Origin of the sequence: Paraburkholderia sp. HP33-1 (assembly GCF_021390595.1) — a bacterium.
Classification (GTDB): Bacteria; Pseudomonadota; Gammaproteobacteria; order Burkholderiales; family Burkholderiaceae; genus Paraburkholderia.
Window position 1 is genome coordinate 2,921,896 of sequence record NZ_JAJEJR010000001.1, and the last position, 23,728, is coordinate 2,945,623.

A 23,728-nucleotide genomic window follows, 5' to 3' on the forward strand; every position below is an offset into this window, starting at 1 on the left:
TATACCGTTCGCGGACGGGTGCGCCGCGCAGCGTGGTGCGCGGCCGGGTATGCCGGATTCGTGGACGTGGTGCGCGCCCAGCGACGCTCAGTGCGGCGCGGCGGGCGGCGGCGGGTCCGTCACGAAGCCGATCCGCTCGAGCCCGGCCTGCTGCGCGGCGCCCATCACCTGTGCGATCACCTCGTAGCGCGTCGAGCGCTCCGCGCGTAGCTGGATGTCCGGTTGGTCCGCCTGCTTGCCGGCCTCGGCGAACTGCGCGCGCATCTGCGCGAGCGTGATCGCCTTGCCGTTCCAGTAGAGCTTGCCGGCTGCGTCTATGGAAAGGGAAATGGTCTGCGGGGTCTGACGCGCGGGCGCCGCCGCGACCTTCGGCAGATCGAGCCGGATCGCGTGCGAGAACAGCGGCGCGGTGATGATGAAAATCACCAGCAGCACCAGCATCACGTCGATCAGCGGCGTCATGTTGATCTCGGCCATCGGCGCGGCCGTCTGCTTCTTCTCGAGTCCGCCGAATGCCATGTCGCCTCCCTGCGTTTGAGCTTGCCTGTGCGATGTGCAGTGCGCCGTTCGCCGCGGTATGCAGTCAACTGCCGCGTTGCACGTCAGCGCTGCGCCTCGTGCGCCGCCTGCTGCGCGCGCGCCGGCGTCGGTGCGTGCTCGGCCGGCCCGCACACGTAGGCGTGCAGATCGTGCGCGAAGCCATCCAGATCCTCGCACAATTGCCGCACGAGGCGCCCCAGCACGTTATACGCGAGCACCGCCGGAATCGCGACCACCAGACCGAACGCGGTCATGATCAGCGCCTCGCCGACCGGTCCCGCGACATTCTCGATCTGCGCCTGCCCGCTCGCCGCGATGCTGCCGAGCGCGTGATAGATACCCCACACGGTGCCGAGCAGACCAACGAACGGCGCGGTGCTACCGACCGACGCGAGCAGCACCTGACCGAATTCGAGCCGCCGCTGCGACGCATTGAGCGCCTGGCGCAGCGCGCGCAGCACCCGTTCGCTACGCTCAACCCGCGCGAGCAGCGCGCCCGGAATGTCGACCTCGGCCGCATGGAGCGCTGCTTCGGCGAGCGGCGTGAACACGCGCTCGCGGTCGGTGCGGCGCAGTATGGCGACGCCTTCGGCGAGCGTCGGCGCCTGCCAGAAGCGCGGGATGGCCCGCGCGGCCTGACGTTTCGCGCGCGTCAGAATCCAGCTCTTGACGATCAGGAAGCACCAGCTCGCAATCGACATGGCCAGCAGCACATAGGCGACGCCATGCGTGAGCGCGTCGCTCGTTTGCAGGTAATGGATGATGCCGGTGCCGTCTGCCATCTGACCTCGCCGTGGGAAAGTGACTTCGGGAAGGCGCGCCCGGGATGCGCGGCCCCGCCTATGCGCAACAGGCTCCGCTCAACGCAGGCCGAGCACGTCCTGCATGTCGAAGAAGCCGTTGTCGTGGCTTTCGAGGAAGCGTACAGCACGAAGCGCGCCTTGTGCATATGACAGCCGGCTCGCCGACTTGTGCGTGATCTCGATGCGCTCGCCGATGCCCGCGAACAGCACCGTATGATCGCCGACGATATCGCCGCCGCGAATCGCCGAGAAGCCGATCGTCGACGGATCGCGCTCGCCGGTCACGCCTTCGCGGCCGTAGACCGCGCAGTCGTCGAGATTGCGGCCGAGCGCGTTGGCGATGACTTCGCCCATCGTCAGCGCGGTGCCGGACGGCGCGTCGACCTTGTGGCGATGATGCGCTTCGATGATCTCGATGTCGTAGCCGGTCGAGAAGTGCCGCGCCGCGTATTCGAGCAGCTTCAGCGTGACGTTCACGCCGACGCTCATGTTCGACGCGAACACGACGCCGATCTTCTGCGCCGCCGCGCGCAGCAGCGCTTTTTGCCCGTTGTCGAAACCGGTCGTGCCGATCACCATTTTCACGTTGTGGCGCTGCGCGGCTTCGAGATGCGCGAGCGTCGCGTCGGGGCGCGTGAAGTCGATCAGGTAGTCGGATTCGGCGAACACGCGCTCGATGTCGTCGGACAGCTGCACACCGGTCTGCTTGCCGAGGAACGCGCCGGCGTCCTGACCAAGCTGCGCCGAACCTGCGCGGCAGAGTGCCCCGGACAGCGTGGCGTCGGCATCATTGAGGACGGTTTCGATCAGCATGCGGCCCATACGGCCCGATGCGCCAGCAATGGCAATTTTCATGACGATGAGGATTCGAAAAGAGTCAACCGGGATGAAGCCCGGCAAACGCGGCCCGGCAAATGCACCGACCAGTGTGCAGGATCGCGCCCGGTCGAGATAGGGACAAGCGGCGGCAGGTGGCAAGATCCGGCGGCAAAATCAGCCGGTTCGCTGCTGGCGCCAATGCGGGTGGCCGACCGCCGTGGCCCGCTCAGTTGGGCAACTGATGCAGTCCATTGCCGCAACACATTCGGGCGGCCCAAGCAGCACCCTTTCCGGCCTCACCTGCCGCCGGACAAACGCACGTCCGGCGGGCGCAGCACACGGAGTGCGCAGCCCGCCTCACAACAACACCGACAAGCGAATCAGTTGCCCGTTCCCGACGTGGACGGTGAACCAGTCTGCGCCGGGTTGCCGCTGCTTTGCGAGCCCGTCGGTCCGACCGGGTTGCTCTCGTTCTCCGGAGCCGGCGGCGGCGGACGTTTGAACTGGAACTGCGGCTGGCCACCGGCCGTCGGGCCTTGAGTCGGAATCCCGCCGGCCCCCGCTCTCGGCACGGCCGAACGCGCGGACGACGTGCCCTTCGGCGTCGACACCGCGCTCGTCGCGCGATTGGCGGCCTGGGCGGCTTCCGCGTTGGCGTCCATGGACGGCGCGGCGGCCTGCTCGGCGCCTTCGACCGACGGCGAGCGCGTCGTGTCCACCGTCGCGGGTGCTGCAGCGGCAGCAGCCGCGCTCGCGGCGGCTGCGTCGCTCGCGGCCACGGCGTTGGCGGCCTCGGCTGCGCTCGCCGCGCGTGGCGGCGTCGCGTTCGAGCGACGGCCACCGCGGTCGCCGTCGATTTCGGCCAGCAACTCGAGATTGGTCGGCAGATCCTCGCCGCCCGTCCAGTGGGTCACGAGGTCGCCCGAGAAGAACACCACGAAGTCGCGCTGCTGCACGACCGCCGTCGAGCCGCGCTTGAAATAGAACACGTAATCCCAGCGATCAGCGTGGAACATGTCGGTCAACAGAGGCGTGCCGAGTAGCTGACGCACCTGAGCCCGCGTCATGCCGACTTTCATCTGGTCGGCCATTTCCTGCGACACAAAGTTACCTTGCACGACCGTAATCCGATACGGCGTAATGCGTTGGGCAACACGCTGGGTGAGGCTGTCGTACGTGGAACATCCGGCAAGAACCGCGACAGTCGCAACAGCGATCAAGGTACCCCGCATGCGGCTCCCCCGGTAGATCATTTGAGATTTAGAAATCATTTCACTCACCGTGCGGGCCCGCTTATGGGCCGCGCTCATTGCATCGAAGATGACCAGAACGGCAAAAACACATTACTATGAGAGCCCAGCATTGTACTCTAGGGATCCCTTGTCATGACCAATCCAACCGATCTCAAGAATATCGGGCTCAAGGCGACCCTTCCGCGCCTCAAAATCCTTGAGATATTCCAGCATAGCCCGGTGCGTCACCTGACCGCCGAAGATGTGTACCGCAACCTCCTGCACGAGGAACTCGATATCGGTCTCGCCACCGTGTATCGCGTGTTGACGCAGTTCGAGCAGGCCGGCCTGCTCTCGCGCAGCAATTTCGAATCGGGCAAGGCGGTGTTCGAACTGAACGAGGGGACGCACCACGACCACCTCGTGTGCCTCGATTGCGGGCTGGTCGAAGAATTTTTCGACCCCGAGATCGAAAGCCGTCAGCAGTCCATCGCCAAGGCCCGCGGCTTCAAGCTGCAGGAACACGCGCTGGCGCTGTATGGGGCGTGTACGAAGGAGAATTGCCCGCATCGCAAGCACTGATGCGCCTCGGGCCGCGTGAAAGCATGCGGTTCGGCAAGTCGAAAAAAGCCCGGCCGATGGGGATCGGCCGGGCTTTTTTTGTCCATGCGGTTGCAAACACCGCTACCCGATCGGTTCCACGCTCGGCTCGAATGCGAGCCGCCACGGCTCGGCCAGTTGCAATTCGTCGCAATTCTCCGCGTCGCCACCGCGATCGACGACGATGAAATCGCTGACCTGATCCAACGCGAGCAGCGGATGGTGCCAGACCCCTTTCGCGTAATTGACGCCCTGCCACGCGTCGGTCCAGAACGCGCGCATCCGCGCGGCGTCGAACTCGCCGGCCGGCGCGACCACCACCAGATAGCGGCCCGCGCGTAAGGGAATGAAAGCCTGGCTGCCGAGCGGATGCCGCTCCATCATCGTGACCTCGACGGGCAGCGCGCGCGGCTGCGCGCGAAACAGGTTGACGAGCGGCCGGCCGCCCTGCTCCGCCACGTCGACGCGCGCGAGGTCGTGATAACGCTCGGTCGTACCGCCGTTGATCGGAAAATGGCGCGCGCCGTCGAGTTCGATCATGTCGCCGAACGGTGCGAACCCCGCGCGCGTGAGGCGCTCCACCTGCAGGATCTTCATGCTTGCCGCTCCATGACGTGACGTTAAGCGATCTCGCCCCACAGACGCAGGCGCGACACGCCGCCGTCCGGGAAGATGTTCAAGCGCACGTGCGTGACCGGCCCGAGCGCGGCGAGGTCGTCCGTGAACGTGTGCACGTGGTCCATCTGCAGCTTCTGTTCGCCGAGCAGCACCGGCCAGAACATCGCCTGCGTGACGAGAGAATCGTCAGTGCCGCCCGTCACCGACGCCGCCTGCAGCGAGCAGCGGTCCGGGAAGTTGCCCTTGAAGTGCGCGGTGTCCACTTCGATCTTGCGGATCACGCCGGGCCGCGCGAGCGCGACGATCGCCCAGTCGTTGCCCGGCTCGCGACGCCGCCGCGTCTCCCAGCCGTCACCCATGTTCACGCCGCGGCCCGGCATCAGCATTTGCGAGGCCGGCCCGAAATGCTGGTTGTTCGCGGCTACGAGGTACGCGCCGTTTTCGATCGCGGCGAGATCGAGCAGCGTGCCGCGCTCGACGCGGCTCCAGTCGCGCTGCGGCTGGCCGTACACGCGCAGTCGCGCGAGCCCGCCGTCCGGGTACAGGTTCACGCGCAGATGGGTGACCGGGCGCGCGTCCTTCACCTCGACGTAGTGGTGCTGGTTGCCCTGCAACGTCGTGGCCGCCACGAGCGGTTGCCAGTCGGCGTGATCGGACGGCACGTCAGCGTCGCAATAGCAGGCATCGAGCGACGCCGCCGGCGGGAAATTGCCGGTGAAGTGGCTCGTATCGAGATCGACGCCATGCACGACGCCCGGCCGCGCGAGGCGGATCACGCAGTAGTCGTGGCCGGTCGTGCGCTTGCGACGCGTTTCCCAGCCGTCCATCCATTTGCCGTGGTCGTCGTATTTGCCGGGGATGAACACCGCCGGCTGCGGGTCGAGCATGCGCTCTTTCGGCGCGAAGAATTCGTCGCTCGCGAACAGCGCCTTTGCGCCGAGGCGCGGATCGGCGAGGTTCATGTAGCGGCGCGTGAAGGCAGGAGCGTTCGGGTCGAGGATCGGGTTGGCCATGATATCGGTCGGTGTCGAAGAGATCAGGAACAGCGGGCGGAGCCACGGCATCCGCCGGCTTGCGAAAAAAGAGCAAAAGGCTGTTTAAAACGCTCCCGGTTGGTCCAGTCAGACCAGAGCCGACGCGTCGTGGTCAGACCGCGGGGGCATGCTCTCCGGCGCCCGGTTCGACGAGCATGTCGTCGACGGCGGGCACGTAGCGCAGCGCCGCGTCGCCATTCAGCACACGATGCGCGCGCGCCTTGTCGATATCGTTTTCCCACACGGCGATCACCACCGTCGCGACGCAGTTGCCGATCAGGTTGGTCAGTGCGCGGGCAATGCCGACGAACCAGTCGACCGGCAGAATCAGCACGAGGCCGAGCACCGGAATCGCGGGAATAGCGGAGAGCGTCGCCGCGAGAATCACGATCGCCGAGCCCGGAATGCCGTGCGCGCCCTTCGAGGTCACCAGCGAGACCAGCACGACGACGATCAGGTCATGGATCGACAGCGGCGTGTTGGTCGCCTGCGCGATGAAGATGACCGCGAGCGTCAGATAGATTGAGAAGCCGTCGAGGTTGAATGAGTAGCCGGTCGGAATCACAAGGCCGACCGTCGAATCCTTGACGCCCATCCATTCGAGCTTGCGCATGATTTGCGGCAGCACGGCGTCGGACGACGCGGTGCCGAGCACGATCGACAGCTCCTCGCGCAGATAGCGGATCAGCTTGAACACGCTGAAGCCCGCGAGCCGCATCACCATGCCGAGCATGAGCACGACGAACACCACGCAGCTCGCGTAGAACACCAGCACGAGCATGCCGAGCTGCTTGAGCGACTCGACGCCGTAGGTGCCGGTCGTGAACGCGATCGCGCCGAGCACGCCGAGCGGTGCGAGCTTGATGATGAAGCCCATCACGCGGAAAAACACCTGCGACAGTTCATCGATCAACCCGCTCACGCGCTGCGCGCGTTTGCCGAGCAGCGACAGCGCCGAACCGAACAGCACCGAGAACACAAGGATCTGCAGGATATCGCCGGTCGCGAACGCGTTGATCGCCGTCTCGGGGATGATCTTCAGCAGGAAGCCCGCGGTGTCCTTCAGGCTCTTCGCGTGCTCGGCGTAGCTCGCGAGCGACGCCGCATCGAGCGAATTCAGGTTCACATTCATGCCGGCGCCGGGACGCGTCGCGTAAGCGAGCAGCGCGCCGATCACGAGCGCGATGGTCGTCATCGCCTCGAAATAGATCACCGCTTTCAGGCCGACGCGGCCGACCTTGCGTAGATCGCCCGCGTGCGCCATGCCGCTCACCACGACACAGAACACGATCGGCCCGATCACCATCTTGATCAGCTTCAGAAAGCCGTCGCCGAGCGGCCGCAGCGACTGCGCGAAATGCGGAAACACGGCACCGAGCACGATGCCGACCACGAGCGCGATCACGACCCGGCCAAACAGCGAATTGAAGAACTTCAACACGGCTTCCTCCTGCGGATGGTTGTCTCGGTCACTTCTGTTCAGACTGGTCCGACCAGAACTGTTATGGCGAATAGTAGGAAGCCGATATACTCACGTCAAGGACTCGTCGAACGGTGTTTACCCGTTATTTTTTCGGCGATTTCGGGACAGATTAGGGATTTCAGGCGTCGCACGGCGCGCCTTCTCTCGAGCACGTATTAGAATTGCGGTCAGACCACGCTACCGAGCAAGCCGTCATGAAAAACGTCCCGCATACCGTCACCGACGCAGCCATCGCGACCATCCGCGAGCGCATCGAAGCGGGCGTCTACCCGGTGGGCAGCCTGCTGCCGGCGCAGCGCCAACTGTCCGATGAACTGTCGATCAGCCGTGCGTCGTTGCGCGAGGCGCTCTCCACGCTCGAAGCGCTCGGACTGCTCGTGATCCGCCCCGGCAAGGGCGTCTATGTGGAAAGCGCGCAGGCGAAAACCGCGCAGACGTGGCGCTTCGCCGAGCAGTCGTCGCTACCCGACACCTATCAGATGCGCTACGCACTCGAAGGCTTCGTCGCCCGCATGGCGGTCCTCGCGGTCAGCAACGACGACCTCGCGTGGCTCGAAGAAAACATCACCGCGATGCAAAGCGCGCTCGCGTGTGAGGATCTCGACGAAGCGGCGCGGCTCGATTACGCGTTCCATATGCGCATCGTCAGCGTCGCGGGCAACGCGGCGATTGAGTCGATCCTGCGCAGCAGCGCCGAGATCATGAAGGAAAGCCAACGGATGCCGTTCTACCGGCGCGAGCGGGTGCTGTCCACCTACACCGAGCATCGCGCGATTCTCGACGCGTTAAAGGCCCGCGATTCGCTCGCCGCGGGCAAGGCAATCGAGACGCACATCGCGAACGCCGCGCAGCGCGCTGGCGTCTATTTCCCGACGCCGTAGACGCCGATACCGCAAACGAAAAAAAGCCGCTCCGAAGAGCGGCTTTTTCATGCAGCGCGAAACTCGAAACTTACTTCGCGTTCGCGAGCGCCACAGCCGTGTCCAGCATGCGGTTCGAGAAACCCCACTCGTTGTCGTACCAGCTCGACACCTTCACGAGACGGCCCGACACCTTGGTCAGCGTCGCGTCGAACGTCGACGAAGCCGGGTTGTGGTTGAAGTCGATCGACACGAGCGGTGCGTCGTTGTAGCCGAGGATGCCCTTCAGCGCGCCTTCCGACGCTTCCTTCATGATCGCGTTGACTTCCTCGACCGTCGTGTCGCGCGCGGCGATGAACGACAGGTCGACGACCGACACGTTGATGGTCGGGACGCGGATCGCGTAGCCGTCCAGCTTGCCGTTCAGTTCCGGCAGCACGAGGCCGACCGCCGATGCCGCACCGGTCTTGGTCGGGATCTGGCTGTGCGTGGCCGAACGCGCGCGGCGCAGGTCTTCGTGGTACACGTCGGTCAGAACCTGGTCGTTGGTGTACGCGTGGATCGTCGTCATCAGGCCGTTCACGAGGCCGATCTTGTCGTTCAGCGGCTTGACCAGCGGTGCGAGACAGTTGGTCGTGCACGATGCGTTCGAGATGACCGTGTCCGATGCCTTCAGCACGTTGTGGTTCACGCCGTAGACGACCGTCGCGTCGACGTCCTTACCGCCCGGCGCCGAAATGATGACCTTCTTCGCGCCGCCCTTGATGTGCGCGCTGGCCTTTTCCTTGGTCGTGAAAAAGCCGGTGCACTCCATCACGACGTCGACGCCCAGCTCGCCCCACGGCAGTTCAGCCGGGTTGCGGTTCGCCAGCACGCGGATCCTGTCGCCGTTCACGACGAGGTAGTCGCCGTCCACCGACACGTCGCCCGGGAACTTGCCGTGCGCGGTGTCGTACTGCGTCAGGTGGGCGTTGGTTTTCGCATCGCCCAGATCGTTGATGGCTACGATTTCGATATCGTGCTTCTTGCCGTTTTCATACAAGGCGCGCAGCGTGTTGCGGCCAATACGGCCGTAGCCGTTGATTGCGACGCGAATCGTCATGATTTATCTCCTGATGGCTAAAAAATCCGTTGATGTTCGCCGGGAAGGACATCCGGTTGTGTGCGTTGCCGCGCAGCCGCGAGGGGCGCGACGGCAACGCGACCCAACAATCAGCCCAGCGCGGCCTTGGCCGTCGCCACCACGTGCTCGACGGTGAAACCGAAATGCTTGAACAGCACGCCTGCCGGGGCCGATTCACCGAACGTGTCGATGCCGACCACGCCGCCTTCCAGACCCACATACTTGCGCCAGAAATCCGACACGCCCGCTTCGATCGCGACGCGGCGCACGCCGTGCGGCAGCACGCGTTCACGGTACCCGGCGTCCTGCTTGTCGAACACGGTCGTGGACGGAATCGACACGACGCGTGCCGCGATGCCTTCGCGTGCGAGCGGCTCGACGGCCTTCATCGCAAGTTCGACTTCCGAGCCCGTCGCGATCAGGATGATCTTACGCGCGACGATCTCCTCGTCCCAGTCGCGCAGCACGTAGCCGCCCTTCTCGATGTTGGCGATCTGCGCGTCGGTGCGCTCGTTGAACTGCAGGTTCTGGCGGCTGAAGATCAGGCACGACGGGCCTTCATGCTCGATCGCATGGGTCCAGGCCACCGCGGTTTCGACCGTGTCGGCCGGGCGCCACGTTTGCAGATTCGGGATCAGGCGCAGGCTCGCGACGTGTTCGATCGACTGGTGGGTCGGGCCGTCTTCGCCGAGACCGATCGAGTCGTGCGTGAACACGAAGATCGATTGCGACTTCATCAGCGCGGCGACGCGCAGCGCGTTGCGGCTGTAGTCGGAGAACGTCAGGAACGTGCCGCCGAAGGCCTTGTAGCCGCCATGCAGCGCTACGCCGTTGATCGCGGCGCTCATGCCGAACTCGCGCACGCCGTAGTTCACGTAGTTACCGGCGGCACGGCCTTCGGCATTCACGCGCACGGGCTTCGCGGCCTTCCAGTTGGTCAGGTTCGAGCCGGTCAGGTCAGCGGAACCGCCGAGCAGCTCGGGCAGCACGGCCGACAGGCCCTCGATGGCCTGCTGCGAGGCCTTACGCGTCGCGACGGTCTCCGCGCGCTCGTTCGCGCCGGCGATGATCGCTTTAGCCTTCTCTTTCCAGTCGGCCGGCAGCTGCTTCGCGCTGCGGCGCTTGAACTCGGCCGCTTCCTGCGGGTACTTCGCCGCGTAGGCCGCGAATGCCTTGTCCCAGTCCGCTTCGAGGCGCGCGCCCGCGTCCTTCGCATCCCATGCCGCGTAGACTTCCTGCGGAATCACGAACGGCTCCCACTTCCAGCCGATTGCTTCGCGCGTCGCCGCGATTTCCTTGTCGCCGAGCGGCGCGCCGTGCGAATCGTGCGAGCCCGCCTTGGTCGGCGCGCCTTCACCGATCACGGTCTTGCAGCAGATCAGCGTCGGCTTGTCCGACTGCTTCGCCTGTTTGATCGCCGCGTCCACCGCGTCGACGTCATGGCCGACCACGTTCGGGATCACGTTCCAGCCGTACGCTTCGAAGCGCTTCGGCGTGTCGTCGTGGAACCAGTGCACCACTTCGCCGTCGATCGAGATGCCGTTGTCGTCGTAAAACGCGATCAGCTTGTTCAGCTTCAGCACGCCCGCGAGCGAGCAGGCTTCGTGGGAGATGCCTTCCATCAGGCAACCGTCGCCGACGAACACGTACGTGTGGTGGTCGACGATGGTCGCGTCAGGCTTGTTGAATTCGGTCGCGAGCAGCGACTCGGCGAGCGCCATGCCGACCGCGTTCGCGAGACCCTGGCCGAGCGGGCCGGTGGTCGTCTCGACGCCCGGCGTGATGCCGTATTCCGGGTGACCCGGCGTCTTCGAATGGAGCTGGCGGAAGTTCTTCAGCTCTTCCATCGGCAGATCGTAGCCGGTCAGATGCAGCAGCGAGTACAGCAGCATCGAGCCGTGACCGTTCGACAGCACGAAGCGGTCGCGATCGGCCCATTGCGGGTTCTTCGGGTTATGGCGCAGATGACGCGACCACAGGGCAACGCCGATTTCGGCCATGCCCATCGGCATGCCGGGGTGGCCGGAGTTCGCCTTTTGAACGGCGTCCATGGACAACGCGCGGATCGCGTTAGCCATCAGGGAGGTGGGTGCGGGAGACGGGGTCGTCATGTCGAGTCCGGAGACAGAGTCAGAAAGCGGGGCGCGCTTGATGCCCGGGAGCTCGGCGGCCAGTTCGCTACGGCGCACGATGCGGCGCCAGGAGACGCGAAACGGGCAGAGCAAGCGGACAAGGCTGAAAGCATCACATTCTAGCAGAAGGTTAACCCGTAACCGGCCCGGAAAGCCGCCTCGCCGCTTGGTTCAACGCACGCCGCCATGCCACCCCATTTACAATTCGAGCCGCTGTTTTCGCCACGCTGCTGATCGAGCCCGTCCGCCGTGAACGCCTCCCTGTTGTTCCAACCGTGCCCGCCCCCTTCGCGCTCGCCGCGCGTGGCATCGATTCGCTGCGTCATGACGAACCAGCCTTGCACGCGGGGCTATTCTCGGCAGCGCGATCGGTGCGCGATAAACTGAACCCGTTGACGAAGCCATCCATTTGAAACGAGGACACCTTGTGCGAATCGGTTCGAGCGATGCCGGCATGCCGCGCCCGACCGAAACTCGAAACAGTGGCCTCGCTGTCTCACGAGATCCGGAGAACTCCATGACCGCCCCCCGCCCCGCCGGTGTGCCCTGGCTGACCCCCTATCTGACGGTGCGCGACGCGCGCGCGTCGACGGCGTTCTTTTCGGCGGCGTTCGGCTTCGATGTGCGCGACAGCGTGCAGGACGACGGCGTCGTCATGCACGTCGAGATGACTTATCAAGGCCAGTTGATCGTGATGTTCGCGCCCGAAGGCGCGTTCGGCTCGACCGCGAAAACCCCGAAAAGCGCGGGCACGATCGCGCCGCAATCGTTCTATGTCTATGTCGAGGACGTCGACGCCGTGTATGCTCGCGCGCTCGCGGCCGGCGCGAAGTCGCTGAGCGAGCCGCAGGACCAGTTCTGGGGCGACCGCTTCGCGCAGGTCGAGGATATCGACGGCTATCGCTGGGCGCTCGCCCGCCACCTTTCCTGAATTCGAGAGTCTTTCGTCGATGCCCCGTTTTTTTGTTGATACGCCGCTTTACCCCGATGACGTGATCGCGCTCCCCGACGACGTCGTGCGCCACGTGAGCGTGCTGCGTCTGCAGCCCGGCGATTCGCTCGTGCTGTTCAACGGCGAGGGCGGCGAATACGGCGCCAGGCTCGTCGAGGTCGAGCGCCGGTCGGCTCACGTGAAGATTGGCGAATTTCGCGCGCTCGAGGTCGAGCCGCCGTATCGGCTGACGCTCGCGCAAGGCATCGCCGGTGGCGACAAGATGGACTGGCTGATCGAGAAGGCGGTCGAACTCGGCGCCACGGGCTTCGTGCCGCTCGCGACCGCGCGCAGCGTCGTGCGGCTCACCGGCGAGCGCGCGCAGCGGCGGCAGCAGCACTGGCAGGGTGTGGTGCGGGCGTCGTGCGAACAGTGCGGGCGTAATCGTCTGCCGAGGGTGATGCCGGTGCAGGAATTTGACTCGTGGCTGGATACGCTGTCGCGCGAGCCGGCCCCCGACGAGCTGCGCCTGCTGCTGTCGCCGCGCGCGAGCATCGGCTTCGCGGCACTGCCCGACGCGCCGCCACAAGGTTGCGTGACGCTGCTGATCGGCCCCGAAGGCGGCCTTTCCGCCGACGAGGAAGCCGCCGCCGTCGCACAAGGCTTTACCGCCGTGGGCTTGGGGCCGCGCGTGCTGCGTACGGAGACTGCGGGAATTGCGTTGCTAGCGGCGCTAGCGGCGCGTTGGGGCGGCTGGTAAGCCGGATTTGCCCAGCAAAGCAACGCGCCAAAAGCAAAGGCCCGCCAGTTAGCGGGCCTTTGCCGTCTTTACCGCGACGTTCGCTGCCGGATTCGAGCAATTGTGCCTGAACAGGCGAAAATCGGCCGAGCCTCAGACGAACGAGTAAAACACCCGGAACGCGACCTTGCGCTCGGCCCAGAATTCGGCCGCTTCACGGAACACGTCGAGCAGCGTCTCGCGCCCTTCCTTGTCGAATTTCTGCGCGACCGGCAGCTGTTCGAGCACGATCACGAAGCCGGGCTGCGCGCCCGCCTTGTGCACGAGGTCGGTCAGGCAATCGTAGAGAGCGTCGTAGTTCTTGCCGAAATGCTTGGGAAACAGGAACGATGTCGCGATCGTCTCGAGCACTTCCTGCTTCGAGGCCGCGTTCGCACAGTACGCATACAGAAAGTGCTGGCCGAGCTGGCTGGCTTCGTCGGCAAGATCCTGCACGCGGAACGCGCGGATCGACTGGACGATATTCGGCCGCACCGTCCTGAAAAGGCTCATTGGCTCCTCGTTCGATGAAACCACCGTGCCAGCCTCACTTTGATTGTCGCGGCCCTGTTCGCCGGCGCGCATTTTCATGACGCGTTGGAACAAATTGCCGTCGCCGGCCGCGAAAAGATCCGTCGCGACTCCGGAATCGTGCGCGTAGATGTTGTCGCTCATGCCATTCATCCCGATGTCATTCAACAATACGATTAAAACTGGTGTAGTGGTCGTCCGAGTAGTAACAATTGTCGGTTCGCTGTAGCGGACCTCCGCAGACGATGCGGCGCGCCCCGCGATTACGCGCGTGAGGCGTGGGAACAGTGTATTCGTGGTAATAGCCGCGCCGATGAGCGGGCAGCACCCGTTCGTAGTTACCGAATACGATGCCGTCCTTCTCAAACGGGTAAGGCCCGCCGGCGGCAATGAGGTTCAACGTATTGACCGCCTCGCGCGGCAACTGCGCGAGCGCGATGGTACCTACCTCCGCTTCGGCCCCGGCAGGCGCCGAGTAGTCTCGCGCCAGCGCGTCGGGCGCGGTCGACCATGCGCAGAGCACGGCGGCACCGATCAGCACGCCTTTTATGCGCAACCAGTTGCGTGCCATGTATCAGGTTTCCCGCTGTCGGATCACGAGTTTTACGACCATGAAAGTCGTAAGGGTATCGCTAATAGCCTTTGGAATCAACGTTCGACGGCCCAACGACAGCCATTGCACGCCCCGCGAAAGCCAGTGGTCGAGACTTTGACGACATTTGACAGAATGTTTAGCCCGATCGGGATAAACTGAGCCTGACCGTGATCGAACGCAGCGTGTGAGCGGTGCAAGCGGCCGCTGGCCGAGGTGGTCGATAACGGTTGTTAGAGCCTGGAACTACCCAGCCGAAAGGCTGTGTCATTGCCATTTTTCGGGGTGGCGATCCCCAGCTTGCCCTGAGGGCGTGCCCATTGCGGGCACGCCTTTTTTTCAGGGCGCGCCGGTTGGAGAACCGGCGCCGGGCCTGTCGCGGCCCGGTAACGATGCGCGGATCAGCGAGTTGCGCTCACGTCCGCAACCAGCAGCGCCGCCATGTTGACGATCCGGCGCACCGTCGCCGACGGCGTCAGCACATGCACCGGCTTGGCCGCGCCGAGCAGCATCGGGCCAATCGCGATGTTGTTGCCGGCCGCCGTCTTCAGCAGGTTGTACGAGATGTTGGCCGCATCGATGTTCGGCAGCACCAGCAGGTTCGCGTCACCTTCGAGCGTCGAATCGGGCAGCACTTCGCGGCGCAGGTTGGCGTCGAGCGCGACATCGCCGTGCATTTCGCCGTCAACTTGCAGCTCCGGCGCGCGTTCACGCAGGATCGCGAGCGTATCGCGCATCTTCTGCGCGGTCGGTGCGTTGCTCGAACCGAAGTTCGAATGCGACACGAGCGCAACCTTCGGCTCGATACCGAAACGGCGCACTTCCTCGGCTGCCATGATCGTGATCTCGGCCAACTCTTCCGGCGTCGGATCGACATTCACGTGCGTATCGACGAGGAAGATCTGCCGGTTCGGCAGCACCAGCCCGTTCATCGCCGCGTAGACCTTCGCCCCCGGCTTCTTGCCGATCACCTGGTCGATGAAGTGCAAATGACGGTGGGTCGTGCTGACCGTGCCGCAGATCATGCCGTCCGCCTCGCCCTTCTTGACCATCATCGAGCCGATCAGCGTGGTGCGGCGGCGCATTTCGAGCTTGGCCATCTGCGTGGTGATGCCCTTGCGCGACATCATCTTCGCGTATTCCTGCCAGAAATCGCGATAACGTTCGTCATGATCGGTGTTGACGACCGTATAGTCCTGCCCCGCCACGAGTCGCAGGCCATAGCGTGCGATACGCTGTTCGATCACCGCCGGCCGGCCGATCAGGATCGGCTTGGCGAGCTTTTCGTCGACGATGATCTGCATCGCGCGCAGTACGCGTTCTTCTTCGCCTTCCGCGAACACAATGCGCTTCTTTTCCGGCTCGACGCTGCGTGCGAGCTGGAAGATCGGCTTCATCGTGGTGCCGCTGTGGTAGACGAATTGCTGCAGATGCTGGCAGTACGCGTCCATGTCCTCGATCGGACGCTCGGCGACGCCGCATTCCATCGCGGCCTTCGCCACCGCGGGCGCGACCTTGACGATCAGACGCGGATCGAAGGGCTTCGGAATCAGGTACTCGGGCCCGAACGACAGATCCTGGATGCCGTACGCCGTCGCGACGATGTCGCTCTGCTCCTGGCGCGCCAGTTCGGCGATCGCGTTGACCGCGGCGATTTCCATTTCACGCGTGACCGTCGTCGCGCCGGCGTCGAGCGCGCCGCGGAACAGGAACGGGAACACGAGCACGTTGTTCACCTGGTTCGGGTAGTCGGTACGGCCCGTGCACAGCACCGCGTCCGGGCGCACTTCGAGCGCGAGTTCCGGCAGGATTTCCGGCGTCGGGTTCGCGAGCGCGAGGATCAGCGGCCTGTCGGCCATCTGCTTGACCATGTCCTGCTTGAGCACGCCGCCAGCCGACAGACCGAGGAAAATGTCCGCGCCGCCGATCGCTTCGGCGAGCGAGCGGGCGCTGGTTTCACGCGCGAAGCGTTCCTTGACCGGGTCCATGAGCTCGGTGCGGCCCTTGTAGACCACGCCCGCGAGGTCCGTCACGATGATGTTTTCGAGCGGCAGGCCGATGTCGACGAGCAGGTCCAGACACGCGAGCGCCGCCGCGCCCGCGCCGGAGGCAACCAGCTTGACTTCCTTGATGTCCTTACCGACGACCTTCAGGCCGTTGGTGACCGCCGCCGCGACGACGATCGCGGTGCCGTGCTGGTCGTCGTGGAAGACCGGAATCTTCATGCGCTTGCGGCATTCGCGCTCGACGATGAAGCAGTCCGGCGCCTTGATGTCTTCGAGGTTGATGCCGCCGAAAGTCGGCTCGAGCGCGGCGATCACCTCGACCAGCTTGTGCGGATCGGTCTCGTTGATCTCGATATCGAACACGTCGATGCCGGCGAATTTCTTGAACAGGACGGCCTTGCCCTCCATGACCGGCTTCGACGCGAGCGGCCCGATGTTGCCGAGACCCAATACCGCGGTACCGTTCGTGACGACGCCGACGAGGTTGCTGCGCGCGGTGAAACGCGCGGCGTTCAACGGGCTTTCGACGATTTCCTCGCACGCGAACGCGACACCCGGCGAATAAGCCAGCGCGAGGTCGCGCTGGTTGAGCATCTGCTTGGTCGGGGCGATCGCGATCTTGCCGGGAGTCGGGAACTCGTGGTAATCGAGAGCGGCTTCGCGGAGTTTGGTATTGACGGGATTCGACATAAGGCGGGCTTCGAAGTGCAGATTAGAATAGACGTTCGACGGCATTGTAGCCCCAATCGCCTACGCAATTCCTTCAATACGGGTACAACAGCCGCGACTGAAACAGCGTGAAAGCGCGTTACGCCGCGAGTTGTGCGCGATACGGGTGGTCTGGCGCGTGCGAAGGGACACCGCGCCCAACAATCACAATCCGCGCTATTTCTCCACCGCTCTCCGTTCATCGTCCGCCATCATGCTTTCCGAGTTTTCGCTGATCGACCGCTTCTTCGCCCGCCGCGCCGCCACTACCCGGTCGTCCACTGCGGAGAGCGTCACGCTCGGCATCGGCGACGATTGCGCGTTGCTGGCGCCGCGTGCGGGCGAGATGCTGGCGATATCGACGGACATGCTGGTTGAAGGCCGTCACTTCTTCGCTGATATCGATCCCGAAGCGCTGGGCCACAAGGCGCTCGCAGTCAATCTGTCGGACCTCGCCGCAATGGGCGCGCAGCCGCTCGCGTTCACGCTGGCCTTTTCGCTGCCCAAAGCGGACGAGGCCTGGCTCTCCGGGTTCAGCGACGGCCTGTTCGCGCTGGCCGAGCGTTACGGTTGCGAGCTGATCGGCGGCGATACGACGGGCGGCCCGCTCAATCTGTGCATCACGGTGTTCGGTAGCCTGCCGCCACAAACGGCATTGCGCCGTGATGCCGCGCAACCCGGCGACGACATCTGGATCTCCGGCACGCTCGGCGACGCCCGCGCTGGCCTCGGCGTGCAGCGCGGCGAATGGACTGCCCATGCGAACGACGCCGCGATGTTCCGCCACGCGCTCGAACGCCCCGAGCCGCGCATCGCGCTCGGCCTCGCGCTGCGCGGCATCGCGCACGCGGCGCTCGACCTGTCGGACGGACTCGCCGGCGATCTGCTGCATATTCTCGAGCGCTCGTCGGTGCGCGCGAGCGTCGACGTCGACGCGGTGCCGCGCTCGGCCGCGCTGCGCCGCCTCGCGCCCGACATCCAGCAGCGCTGCACCCTCGCGGGCGGCGACGACTACGAGTTGTGCTTCACTGCGCCCAGCGCTGCGCGCGCCGCGGTCGAGGCCGCCGCGCAGAAGGCGTCCGTGCCTGTCACCCGCATCGGTACAATAAGTGCTCTGGCGGCGGACACCGACCGCCCGGCCATCGTGTGGCACAACGCCGCCGGCGCGCCGCTCACCGTGACGTTGCAAGGTTTCGATCACTTCCATGCAGAATGACCCCTCGCTCGGCCCCGCCGACGACATCATCGGCGGCGAGCCGCCCCGGGCACCCCGACCGCGCGCGCCGAAACCCGATCAGCCGCGTCGCGCGAGCGCGCGCTTCATGCTGTCGCATCCGGTCCACATTCTGTCGCTCGGCTTCGGCAGCGGTCTGTCGCCGGTCGCGCCGGGTACGGCCGGCACGCTGTTCGCGTGGGCCTCGTTCGCGGTGCTGAACCGTTATCTGACGGTCATCGATTGGGGCGTGCTGATCATCGTCGGCTTTCTCGGCGGCATCGCGCTGTGCGACTTCACCGCGAAGCGGCTCGGCGTCGAGGATCCGTCGGCGGTCGTGTGGGACGAAATCGTCGCGTTCTGGCTCGTGCTGCTGATGGTCACGCCTGTCTCGCTCGGCGGCCAGGTGTGGGCGTTCGTGATCTTCCGCTTCTTCGACATGGTGAAGCCACCGCCCATCGGCTACTTCGACCGCCGGCTGAAAGGTGGCTTTGGCATCATGTTCGACGATCTGGTCGCCGCATTCTTTTCGTTGCTCGTGATTGCACTGTGGCGGATGTCGGTTTGAGCGCTGCCTGAACACCGTTTGAGTGCAGTTCGACTCTTCTGGTCGCCGCCCGGCCTTTGCCGTTCGCCGCGCCTCACGGCCGGCTTCGTTTTCCGGATTGACTGACGCCATGCCTACCGATTCCGTCGTTCATCAGCTTGCGATCCGCGTGAGCAACCGTCTGCGCGACGAGCGCCTGATGCTCGTGACCGCCGAGTCCTGCACGGGCGGCATGGTCGCGACCGCGATCACCGACATTTCCGGCAGCAGCGGCTGGTTCGAGCGCGGCTTCGTCACGTATTCGAACCAGGCGAAAAGCGAAATGATCGGCGTGCCGGCCGACCTGATCGAAAAGCACGGCGCGGTCAGCGAACCGGTCGCGCGCGCGATGGCCGAAGGCGCACTGCGCAACAGCCGCGCGCAGGTGTCGCTGTCGACCACCGGCGTCGCCGGACCCGGCGGCGGCACCGAGACCAAGCCGGTCGGCATGGTGTCGTTCGGCTGGAGCAACCGGCTGCATACGTCGGTGGAAACGAAGATTTTCAAGGGCGACCGCGAGCAGATCCGCGTGCAGGCCGCGGCGCACGCGCTGCGCGGTCTGCTGGCGCTGCTCGACGAGCGCGAGCATTGAACGGGGCGCGGCCTGCTATCCGACCATCGCTGAGGAGACGGACCTATGCCGGATTCGCGCTCGATCGCTGACGAACTGATCCACCGCTTCGAACTGAAGCCGCATCCTGAGGGCGGTTTTTTCGCGGAGACCTACCGTTCGGCCGCGCGCGTGCTGCGAGCCGATCAACCGGGCAAAACCGACGACACGCGCGTGGCGTCGACCGCAATCTATTACCTGCTGTGCGACGGTGCGCATTCGGCATGGCATCGGATCCGCTCCGACGAGGTGTGGCATTTCTATGCCGGCGAGCCGCTGCTGGTCCATGTGCTGGACGAAAGCGGCGCCAGCGGCACGCTCGTCACGCACCGGCTCGGCAATCCGCTTACGCATCCCGAGACAGTGTGTCAGGCCGTCGTGCCGGCAGGCGTGTGGTTCGCGGCCGAGTGCGCCGATCCGGCAACGTTCGCGCTGGTCGGCTGTACGGTCGCGCCGGGTTTCGAATTCAGCGAGTTCGAACTCGCGGATGTGGACGCGCTGAAGGCGCGGCATCCGCGGCATGCGGAGTTGATTGGGCGGCTCGGACCGGCGAATTAGCGCGCCGCGCCGCCCGTCCGTTCAACGAAACGCGTTGATCCGGTCGCGCGTGTCCTTCGCGGCCTGCGCGGCCGCTTGCGCGAAGTCGTCGCCCTTGCCCGCATAGAGGATCGCGCGCGACGAATTGATCAGCATGCCGGTGCCATTCGCGGTCCGGCCGGCGCTCACGGTGGCCTGCACGTCGCCGCCCTGCGCGCCGATGCCCGGAATCAGCAGCGGCATGTCGCCGACGATCCCGCGCACCACTTCAATTTCCTTCGGAAACGTCGCACCAACCACGAGCCCGAGCTGGCCGCTCGCATTCCACTTCTGCGCGGCCAGTTGCGCGACGACCTGATACAGCGGCCGGCCGCCCATTTCGAGGAACTGCAGATCGGAGCCGCCCGGGTTCGACGTGCGGCACAGCACGATCACGCCCTTGCCCTCGTGCTCGAGATACGGCTCGATCGAATCGAAACCCATGTACGGATTGACCGTCACCGCGTCAGCCTGGTAGCGCTCGAATGCCTCGCGCGCGTACTGCTCGGCGGTGCTGCCGATATCGCCGCGCTTTGCGTCGAGAATCACCGGCAGGCCCGGATGGTTCGCGTGGATGTGGGCGATCAACTGCTCGAGCTGGTCCTCCGCGCGATGCGCGGCGAAGTAGGCGATCTGCGGCTTGAATGACGACGCGTACGGCGCGGTCGCATCGACGATCGTGCGGCAGAACTCGAAGATCGCGTCGGCGCGGCCCGCGAGCACGCCCGGGAATTTGCTGGGCTCGGGATCGAGGCCAACGCAAAGCAGCGAGTTCGTGCGCTGCCAGGCGTCGTTGAGTGTCTGGATGAAATTGGACATGGTGAGTCTCGCGGCGAGCCGGTAATCGGAGGAGGCGCGTATTTTACCCGCGTCTCGTGCGCGGCTCCTCGCAGCGCCGCCTCGCCTCGCCTCGCTATGGCTTGCGCCGCGCGCCGCGCCCGCCCGGCATCGAGCGCAGCCCGGTGCGCTCGACCGTAAAGCGGAACGTGCGCGTCAGGCGCTCGCCGCGCTTGAGCAGCGTCATGCCGTTTTCGCTCGCGCCGCCGGCGAGGTTCATCGCGTTGATCGGATGGTCGACCGGCTCGAAGCAGAAGAAGTCTTCGCCGGGCGGGGTGTACAGCACGTAGTAGTCGGTATCGGCGGCGATGTTCAGCGACAGCCGGCGCTTTGGCCACACCACCGCCGCCTGGCCGCTCCAGCCGGTGAACGCGTGATTGACGATCGTCTCCGGCAGCGGATACGCGACGCCGAACTGCCACGCGGGCGGCGCCGGGACGTGACGCACCGGCAGCCAGTCGTCGCCCGACAGCCACAGGCCGCCCGCCGCCGCCGACAGCTCGGTATCCGCGTCGCGCACGAAGAACGGGTGCACGCCGAGCCCGAACGGCAGCGTCTCGCGGCCAGCGTTTTCGATTTCGAGCACGATGACGAGCGTGGGGCCCTCGAGCCTATAGGTTTGCGTCGCGCGGAACGCGTACGGCTTGCCGTCGAGGTGATCGAGCGCGAGCCGCACGTGTTCGCGATCCGCGTCGAGCACCTGCCATTGCGCGAGCCAGCCGTCGCCGTGAATCGGCAGCGGTTCGTTGGCGCGGTTGCGCGGCACCTCGACGCGCCGCCCGGCCACGTTGAAATGACCGCCGCCGATGCGGTTCGAATACGGCAGCAGCGGATAGCAGGCGAGCTGGTTCGGTTGCGTGTCGACGCCGACGTGGCGGCAACGCCGGAAGATCGGCGTCAGCGCGCCGTCGTCGCGCCAGTCGAAGCGGGTCACGCCGCCGCCGAGCGTCGGCGCGACGTCGAGGCGCAGTTGCGCGTTGGCGAGCGTGATGCAAGCGATATCGCCGGCGCTGCTTTCGCCGACCGCCACCGCCGACGTGCTCGGGCCCGCCAGCACGGGGTTGGCCGCCGCGGCAAGTCGCGAGCGTCGGGTTTGGGACGTGGTGGATGAGGCTGAAACGAGATTCGCAACAGTCATATCTGGCTCCATCGAGAGGCGTGGGACGTTGCCGTCGGGGTTGACGGGTGTTGCGGGCGATTTTTTGTGACCAGGTCGCCTCAAGTCCGAACTGCATGCTGCCGATTCGTTGCCGGCCGGTCGCGGGCGGGTCGCTCGCAGACCGAAACTGCCACATCGACTTCTGCTTCACCTTCAGGATCGCGGCCCCGGCGCGCGGCCGGGGCTGCGTCATTCTGCGCTAGATGGGCGCGCCCTGGAACAGCGGCTCGGCCACACCGTGGCGCGCGAGCGACGCGACGAACACGCCGCCCGCGAGCGTGTCGGCCGCGCGCGCCGTCGCGTCGAGCTCGGCGTACGCGCTCGTGATGTACAGCGTGTCGAGCGGCGCATCGACCTGTGTGGCGCCCGCAGTCCGACCGAGAGCGGGACCGCCGAACGCCACGCAGCTCGGCTGCGTGGTCGGCACGTCGATGCGCTCGGTTTCCACGCCATCGGGACCGTAGCGCACCACGCGCGCACCGCCCCACTGCGCGTTCCACAGGCCGCCGTCGCTGTCGACGGTCGAGCCGTCGGGGAGGCCGTTCGGATCGCTCAGGCGAGTGAACAGGCGATCGTTCGCAATGCCGCCGTCCGCGCGATAGTCGCACGCGCGGATTTCACGCGTCGGCGAATCGCAGTAGTACATCGTCGCGCCATCGGGACTGAACGCGATACTGTTCGAAATCGCCGGCGCCGGCAACGGTAAGCGTTCCAGCCACAGATCGCGATTCAGCCGGTAAAAGCCGCCGATCGCCTGCAGTTTTCCACTTTCGTCCTTGGTCCCGAACACGAAGCGCCCTTGCCGATCGCAGCGGCCGTCGTTCACGCGCGTGTTGAGACCGGGCTCGATGTCGACGATCCGCTGCGTGGTGCCCCTGTCCAGATCGAAAAACGCCAGATGCGAAGCAAGACCAACGAGCAGGAAGCGCGGGTTCGCGCACAGCGCGAACGTCGCGAGCCGCTCGGGCATATCGAACGATTCGCTGCTGCCGTCGGCCGGATCGTAGCGCCACAGCCGCGCGCCTTCGATGTCGGTCCAGTAGAAGCGGCCGCTCTGCGCGCACCAGGTCGCGCCTTCGCCAAGCTCGCATTGCGCGTCGAGCAGCAGTGTGGCCCGCTGCGCGCGCGGGTTGACGCTCACGCCCAGCCTCCGTCGACGATGATGTCCTGCGCGGTGATCATGCGGCTGTCGTCGGCGGCAAGGAACAGCGCCATGCGCGCGAGGTCGGCCGGCATCAGCTCGGCGTCGATGCACTGGCCTTCCTTGATCTGGCGGCGGCCGTTGTCGTCGAGCCACAGACGCAACTGCTTCTCCGTCATCACCCAGCCCGGCACCAGCGTGTTGACGCGGATATTGAAGTGGCCAAGGTCGCGCGCGAGGCCGCGCGTCAGACCCTGCACCGCCGATTTCGACATCACGTACACCGGATAGCCGCCGTTCTTCAGCATCCAGCTGATCGAGCCGAGGTTGATGATCGAGCCGCTGCGCGCGGCCTTCATGTCCTCCATTACGGCCTGCGCCGCGAAGAACTGATGGCGGATGTTGACCGCGATGCCCGCGTCGAACGACTCGCGCGTCACCTCGCCGATCTGGTGGCGTTTATCGTTGGCCGCGTTGTTGACGAGCACCTGGATGGGACCCAGCGCCGCCTTGACGTCGGCGATCGCTTTTTGCAGCGCGTCGACGTCGGTCAGATCGCAGCTCAGAAACAGCGGCTTGTGCTTCGAGTCGCCGAGCTGGTCGGCGAGTGCCTGGCCCGCGCTCGCGTCGATATCGAAGAACGCGACGCGAGCGCCCTGCGCCGCGAAGTGCTCGACGAACGATGCGCCGATGCCGGTCGCGCCGCCCGTGATCAGCACCGTACGGTCGACGAGGCTCGGATAGCGCGCGTACGCGGTGTCCGCGAGGCGGACGCTTGCATTGGCAGGAGACGACATCGTTCGATTCCTTTATGAG

Annotated in this window: 25 protein-coding genes; 8 read left to right on the forward strand and 17 right to left on the reverse strand. The window is 65.5% G+C overall.

Annotated features, from left to right (window positions below; genetic code table 11):
- Positions 1 to 87 precede the first annotated feature (87 nt).
- From L0U81_RS13365 to L0U81_RS13380, 4 genes are all read right to left on the reverse strand, one after another.
- Entirely contained in the window at positions 88 to 519 is a 432-nt protein-coding gene (locus tag L0U81_RS13365; RefSeq protein ID WP_233803364.1) for an ExbD/TolR family protein, read from the reverse strand.
- An 83-nt stretch (positions 520 to 602) separates the two neighbouring features.
- Positions 603 to 1,322, reverse strand: a complete 720-nt coding sequence (locus L0U81_RS13370; protein WP_233803366.1) for a MotA/TolQ/ExbB proton channel family protein — start codon at positions 1,320 to 1,322, stop codon at positions 603 to 605.
- 78 nt (positions 1,323 to 1,400) lie between these two features.
- Positions 1,401 to 2,198, reverse strand: coding sequence for a 4-hydroxy-tetrahydrodipicolinate reductase (gene dapB, locus L0U81_RS13375; RefSeq protein WP_233803368.1), 798 nt, complete (start codon positions 2,196 to 2,198; stop codon positions 1,401 to 1,403).
- Between the two features lie 344 nt (positions 2,199 to 2,542).
- A complete protein-coding gene (locus tag L0U81_RS13380) occupies positions 2,543 to 3,394 on the reverse strand; it encodes an outer membrane protein assembly factor BamE (RefSeq protein ID WP_233803370.1) in 852 nt (283 codons plus the stop codon).
- A gap of 153 nt (positions 3,395 to 3,547) precedes the next feature.
- Here L0U81_RS13380 and fur point away from each other — a divergent pair, with 153 nt between their 5' ends.
- Positions 3,548 to 3,976, forward strand: coding sequence for a ferric iron uptake transcriptional regulator (gene fur / locus L0U81_RS13385; protein WP_027198845.1), 429 nt, complete (start codon positions 3,548 to 3,550; stop codon positions 3,974 to 3,976).
- A gap of 102 nt (positions 3,977 to 4,078) precedes the next feature.
- Here the strand turns inward: fur and L0U81_RS13390 are convergent, their stop codons facing one another.
- From L0U81_RS13390 to L0U81_RS13400, 3 genes are all read right to left on the reverse strand, one after another.
- On the reverse strand, positions 4,079 to 4,591 hold the full coding sequence (locus tag L0U81_RS13390) for an ureidoglycolate lyase (protein WP_233803372.1): 513 nt from the start codon (positions 4,589 to 4,591) through the stop codon (positions 4,079 to 4,081).
- Between the two features lie 23 nt (positions 4,592 to 4,614).
- Positions 4,615 to 5,625 (reverse strand): allantoicase, encoded by a 1,011-nt coding sequence (gene alc / locus L0U81_RS13395; RefSeq protein WP_233803374.1) that lies wholly within the window; start codon positions 5,623 to 5,625, stop codon positions 4,615 to 4,617.
- A gap of 133 nt (positions 5,626 to 5,758) precedes the next feature.
- Complete coding sequence (locus L0U81_RS13400) at positions 5,759 to 7,087, reverse strand: C4-dicarboxylate transporter DctA (RefSeq protein WP_233803376.1); 1,329 nt, start codon at positions 7,085 to 7,087, stop codon at positions 5,759 to 5,761.
- A gap of 236 nt (positions 7,088 to 7,323) precedes the next feature.
- Between L0U81_RS13400 and L0U81_RS13405 the strand changes: the two genes are divergently transcribed.
- Positions 7,324 to 8,010 carry a FadR/GntR family transcriptional regulator gene (locus tag L0U81_RS13405; RefSeq protein WP_233803378.1) on the forward strand — a complete coding sequence of 229 codons (687 nt, stop codon included), beginning with the start codon at positions 7,324 to 7,326 and terminating at the stop codon, positions 8,008 to 8,010.
- Positions 8,011 to 8,080: 70 nt separating this feature from the next.
- Here the strand turns inward: L0U81_RS13405 and gap are convergent, their stop codons facing one another.
- The 3 genes from gap to L0U81_RS13420 form a co-directional block, all read right to left on the reverse strand.
- Positions 8,081 to 9,091: a type I glyceraldehyde-3-phosphate dehydrogenase gene (gene gap, locus L0U81_RS13410; protein ID WP_233803380.1), complete on the reverse strand. Its 1,011-nt coding sequence runs from the start codon at positions 9,089 to 9,091 to the stop codon at positions 8,081 to 8,083.
- A 110-nt stretch (positions 9,092 to 9,201) separates the two neighbouring features.
- Entirely contained in the window at positions 9,202 to 11,223 is a 2,022-nt protein-coding gene (gene tkt / locus L0U81_RS13415; RefSeq protein ID WP_233803381.1) for a transketolase, read from the reverse strand.
- Between the two features lie 140 nt (positions 11,224 to 11,363).
- A complete protein-coding gene (locus tag L0U81_RS13420; protein ID WP_233803383.1) occupies positions 11,364 to 11,570 on the reverse strand; it encodes a hypothetical protein in 207 nt (68 codons plus the stop codon).
- Positions 11,571 to 11,761: 191 nt separating this feature from the next.
- On the opposite strand from L0U81_RS13420, the gene L0U81_RS13425 reads away from it, so the two are divergent.
- Together L0U81_RS13425 and L0U81_RS13430 are read left to right on the forward strand one after the other, a co-directional pair.
- Positions 11,762 to 12,175, forward strand: coding sequence for a VOC family protein (locus L0U81_RS13425; protein ID WP_008923880.1), 414 nt, complete (start codon positions 11,762 to 11,764; stop codon positions 12,173 to 12,175).
- 19 nt (positions 12,176 to 12,194) lie between these two features.
- Positions 12,195 to 12,935, forward strand: coding sequence for a 16S rRNA (uracil(1498)-N(3))-methyltransferase (locus L0U81_RS13430; RefSeq protein WP_233803385.1), 741 nt, complete (start codon positions 12,195 to 12,197; stop codon positions 12,933 to 12,935).
- Positions 12,936 to 13,067: 132 nt separating this feature from the next.
- On the opposite strand, the gene L0U81_RS13435 is transcribed toward L0U81_RS13430, so the two are convergent.
- The 3 genes from L0U81_RS13435 to L0U81_RS13445 all read right to left on the reverse strand — a co-directional run bounded on the left by L0U81_RS13435 (position 13,068) and on the right by L0U81_RS13445 (position 16,817).
- Complete coding sequence (locus tag L0U81_RS13435) at positions 13,068 to 13,628, reverse strand: barstar family protein (RefSeq protein ID WP_233803387.1); 561 nt, start codon at positions 13,626 to 13,628, stop codon at positions 13,068 to 13,070.
- A gap of 16 nt (positions 13,629 to 13,644) precedes the next feature.
- A complete protein-coding gene (locus L0U81_RS13440) occupies positions 13,645 to 14,055 on the reverse strand; it encodes a ribonuclease (RefSeq protein ID WP_233803389.1) in 411 nt (136 codons plus the stop codon).
- Positions 14,056 to 14,477: 422 nt separating this feature from the next.
- Positions 14,478 to 16,817, reverse strand: coding sequence for an NADP-dependent malic enzyme (locus L0U81_RS13445; protein ID WP_233803391.1), 2,340 nt, complete (start codon positions 16,815 to 16,817; stop codon positions 14,478 to 14,480).
- Between the two features lie 187 nt (positions 16,818 to 17,004).
- On the opposite strand from L0U81_RS13445, the gene thiL reads away from it, so the two are divergent.
- The 4 genes from thiL to L0U81_RS13465 all read left to right on the forward strand — a co-directional run bounded on the left by thiL (position 17,005) and on the right by L0U81_RS13465 (position 19,757).
- Positions 17,005 to 18,006 (forward strand): thiamine-phosphate kinase, encoded by a 1,002-nt coding sequence (gene thiL, locus L0U81_RS13450; RefSeq protein WP_233803392.1) that lies wholly within the window; start codon positions 17,005 to 17,007, stop codon positions 18,004 to 18,006.
- Positions 17,996 to 18,571 carry a phosphatidylglycerophosphatase A family protein gene (locus L0U81_RS13455; RefSeq protein ID WP_233803394.1) on the forward strand — a complete coding sequence of 192 codons (576 nt, stop codon included), beginning with the start codon at positions 17,996 to 17,998 and terminating at the stop codon, positions 18,569 to 18,571. The genes thiL and L0U81_RS13455 overlap by 11 nt, the downstream gene beginning before the upstream one ends.
- Positions 18,572 to 18,680: 109 nt before the next feature.
- The gene (locus tag L0U81_RS13460; protein WP_233803396.1) at positions 18,681 to 19,181 is read left to right on the forward strand and encodes a CinA family protein; all 501 of its coding nucleotides are present in this window, start codon (positions 18,681 to 18,683) and stop codon (positions 19,179 to 19,181) included.
- Positions 19,182 to 19,226: 45 nt separating this feature from the next.
- A complete protein-coding gene (locus tag L0U81_RS13465; RefSeq protein ID WP_233803398.1) occupies positions 19,227 to 19,757 on the forward strand; it encodes a cupin domain-containing protein in 531 nt (176 codons plus the stop codon).
- Between the two features lie 21 nt (positions 19,758 to 19,778).
- On the opposite strand, the gene pyrF is transcribed toward L0U81_RS13465, so the two are convergent.
- The 4 genes from pyrF to L0U81_RS13485 all read right to left on the reverse strand — a co-directional run bounded on the left by pyrF (position 19,779) and on the right by L0U81_RS13485 (position 23,709).
- Positions 19,779 to 20,594, reverse strand: a complete 816-nt coding sequence (gene pyrF / locus L0U81_RS13470) for an orotidine-5'-phosphate decarboxylase (RefSeq protein ID WP_233803400.1) — start codon at positions 20,592 to 20,594, stop codon at positions 19,779 to 19,781.
- A gap of 94 nt (positions 20,595 to 20,688) precedes the next feature.
- Positions 20,689 to 21,750, reverse strand: a complete 1,062-nt coding sequence (locus L0U81_RS13475) for an aldose 1-epimerase (protein ID WP_233803402.1) — start codon at positions 21,748 to 21,750, stop codon at positions 20,689 to 20,691.
- A 220-nt stretch (positions 21,751 to 21,970) separates the two neighbouring features.
- Positions 21,971 to 22,912 carry an SMP-30/gluconolactonase/LRE family protein gene (locus tag L0U81_RS13480; protein WP_233803404.1) on the reverse strand — a complete coding sequence of 314 codons (942 nt, stop codon included), beginning with the start codon at positions 22,910 to 22,912 and terminating at the stop codon, positions 21,971 to 21,973.
- Complete coding sequence (locus L0U81_RS13485) at positions 22,909 to 23,709, reverse strand: SDR family NAD(P)-dependent oxidoreductase (protein WP_233803406.1); 801 nt, start codon at positions 23,707 to 23,709, stop codon at positions 22,909 to 22,911. Before L0U81_RS13485 ends, L0U81_RS13480 begins: the two co-directional genes overlap by 4 nt.
- Positions 23,710 to 23,728: the final 19 nt, after the last annotated feature.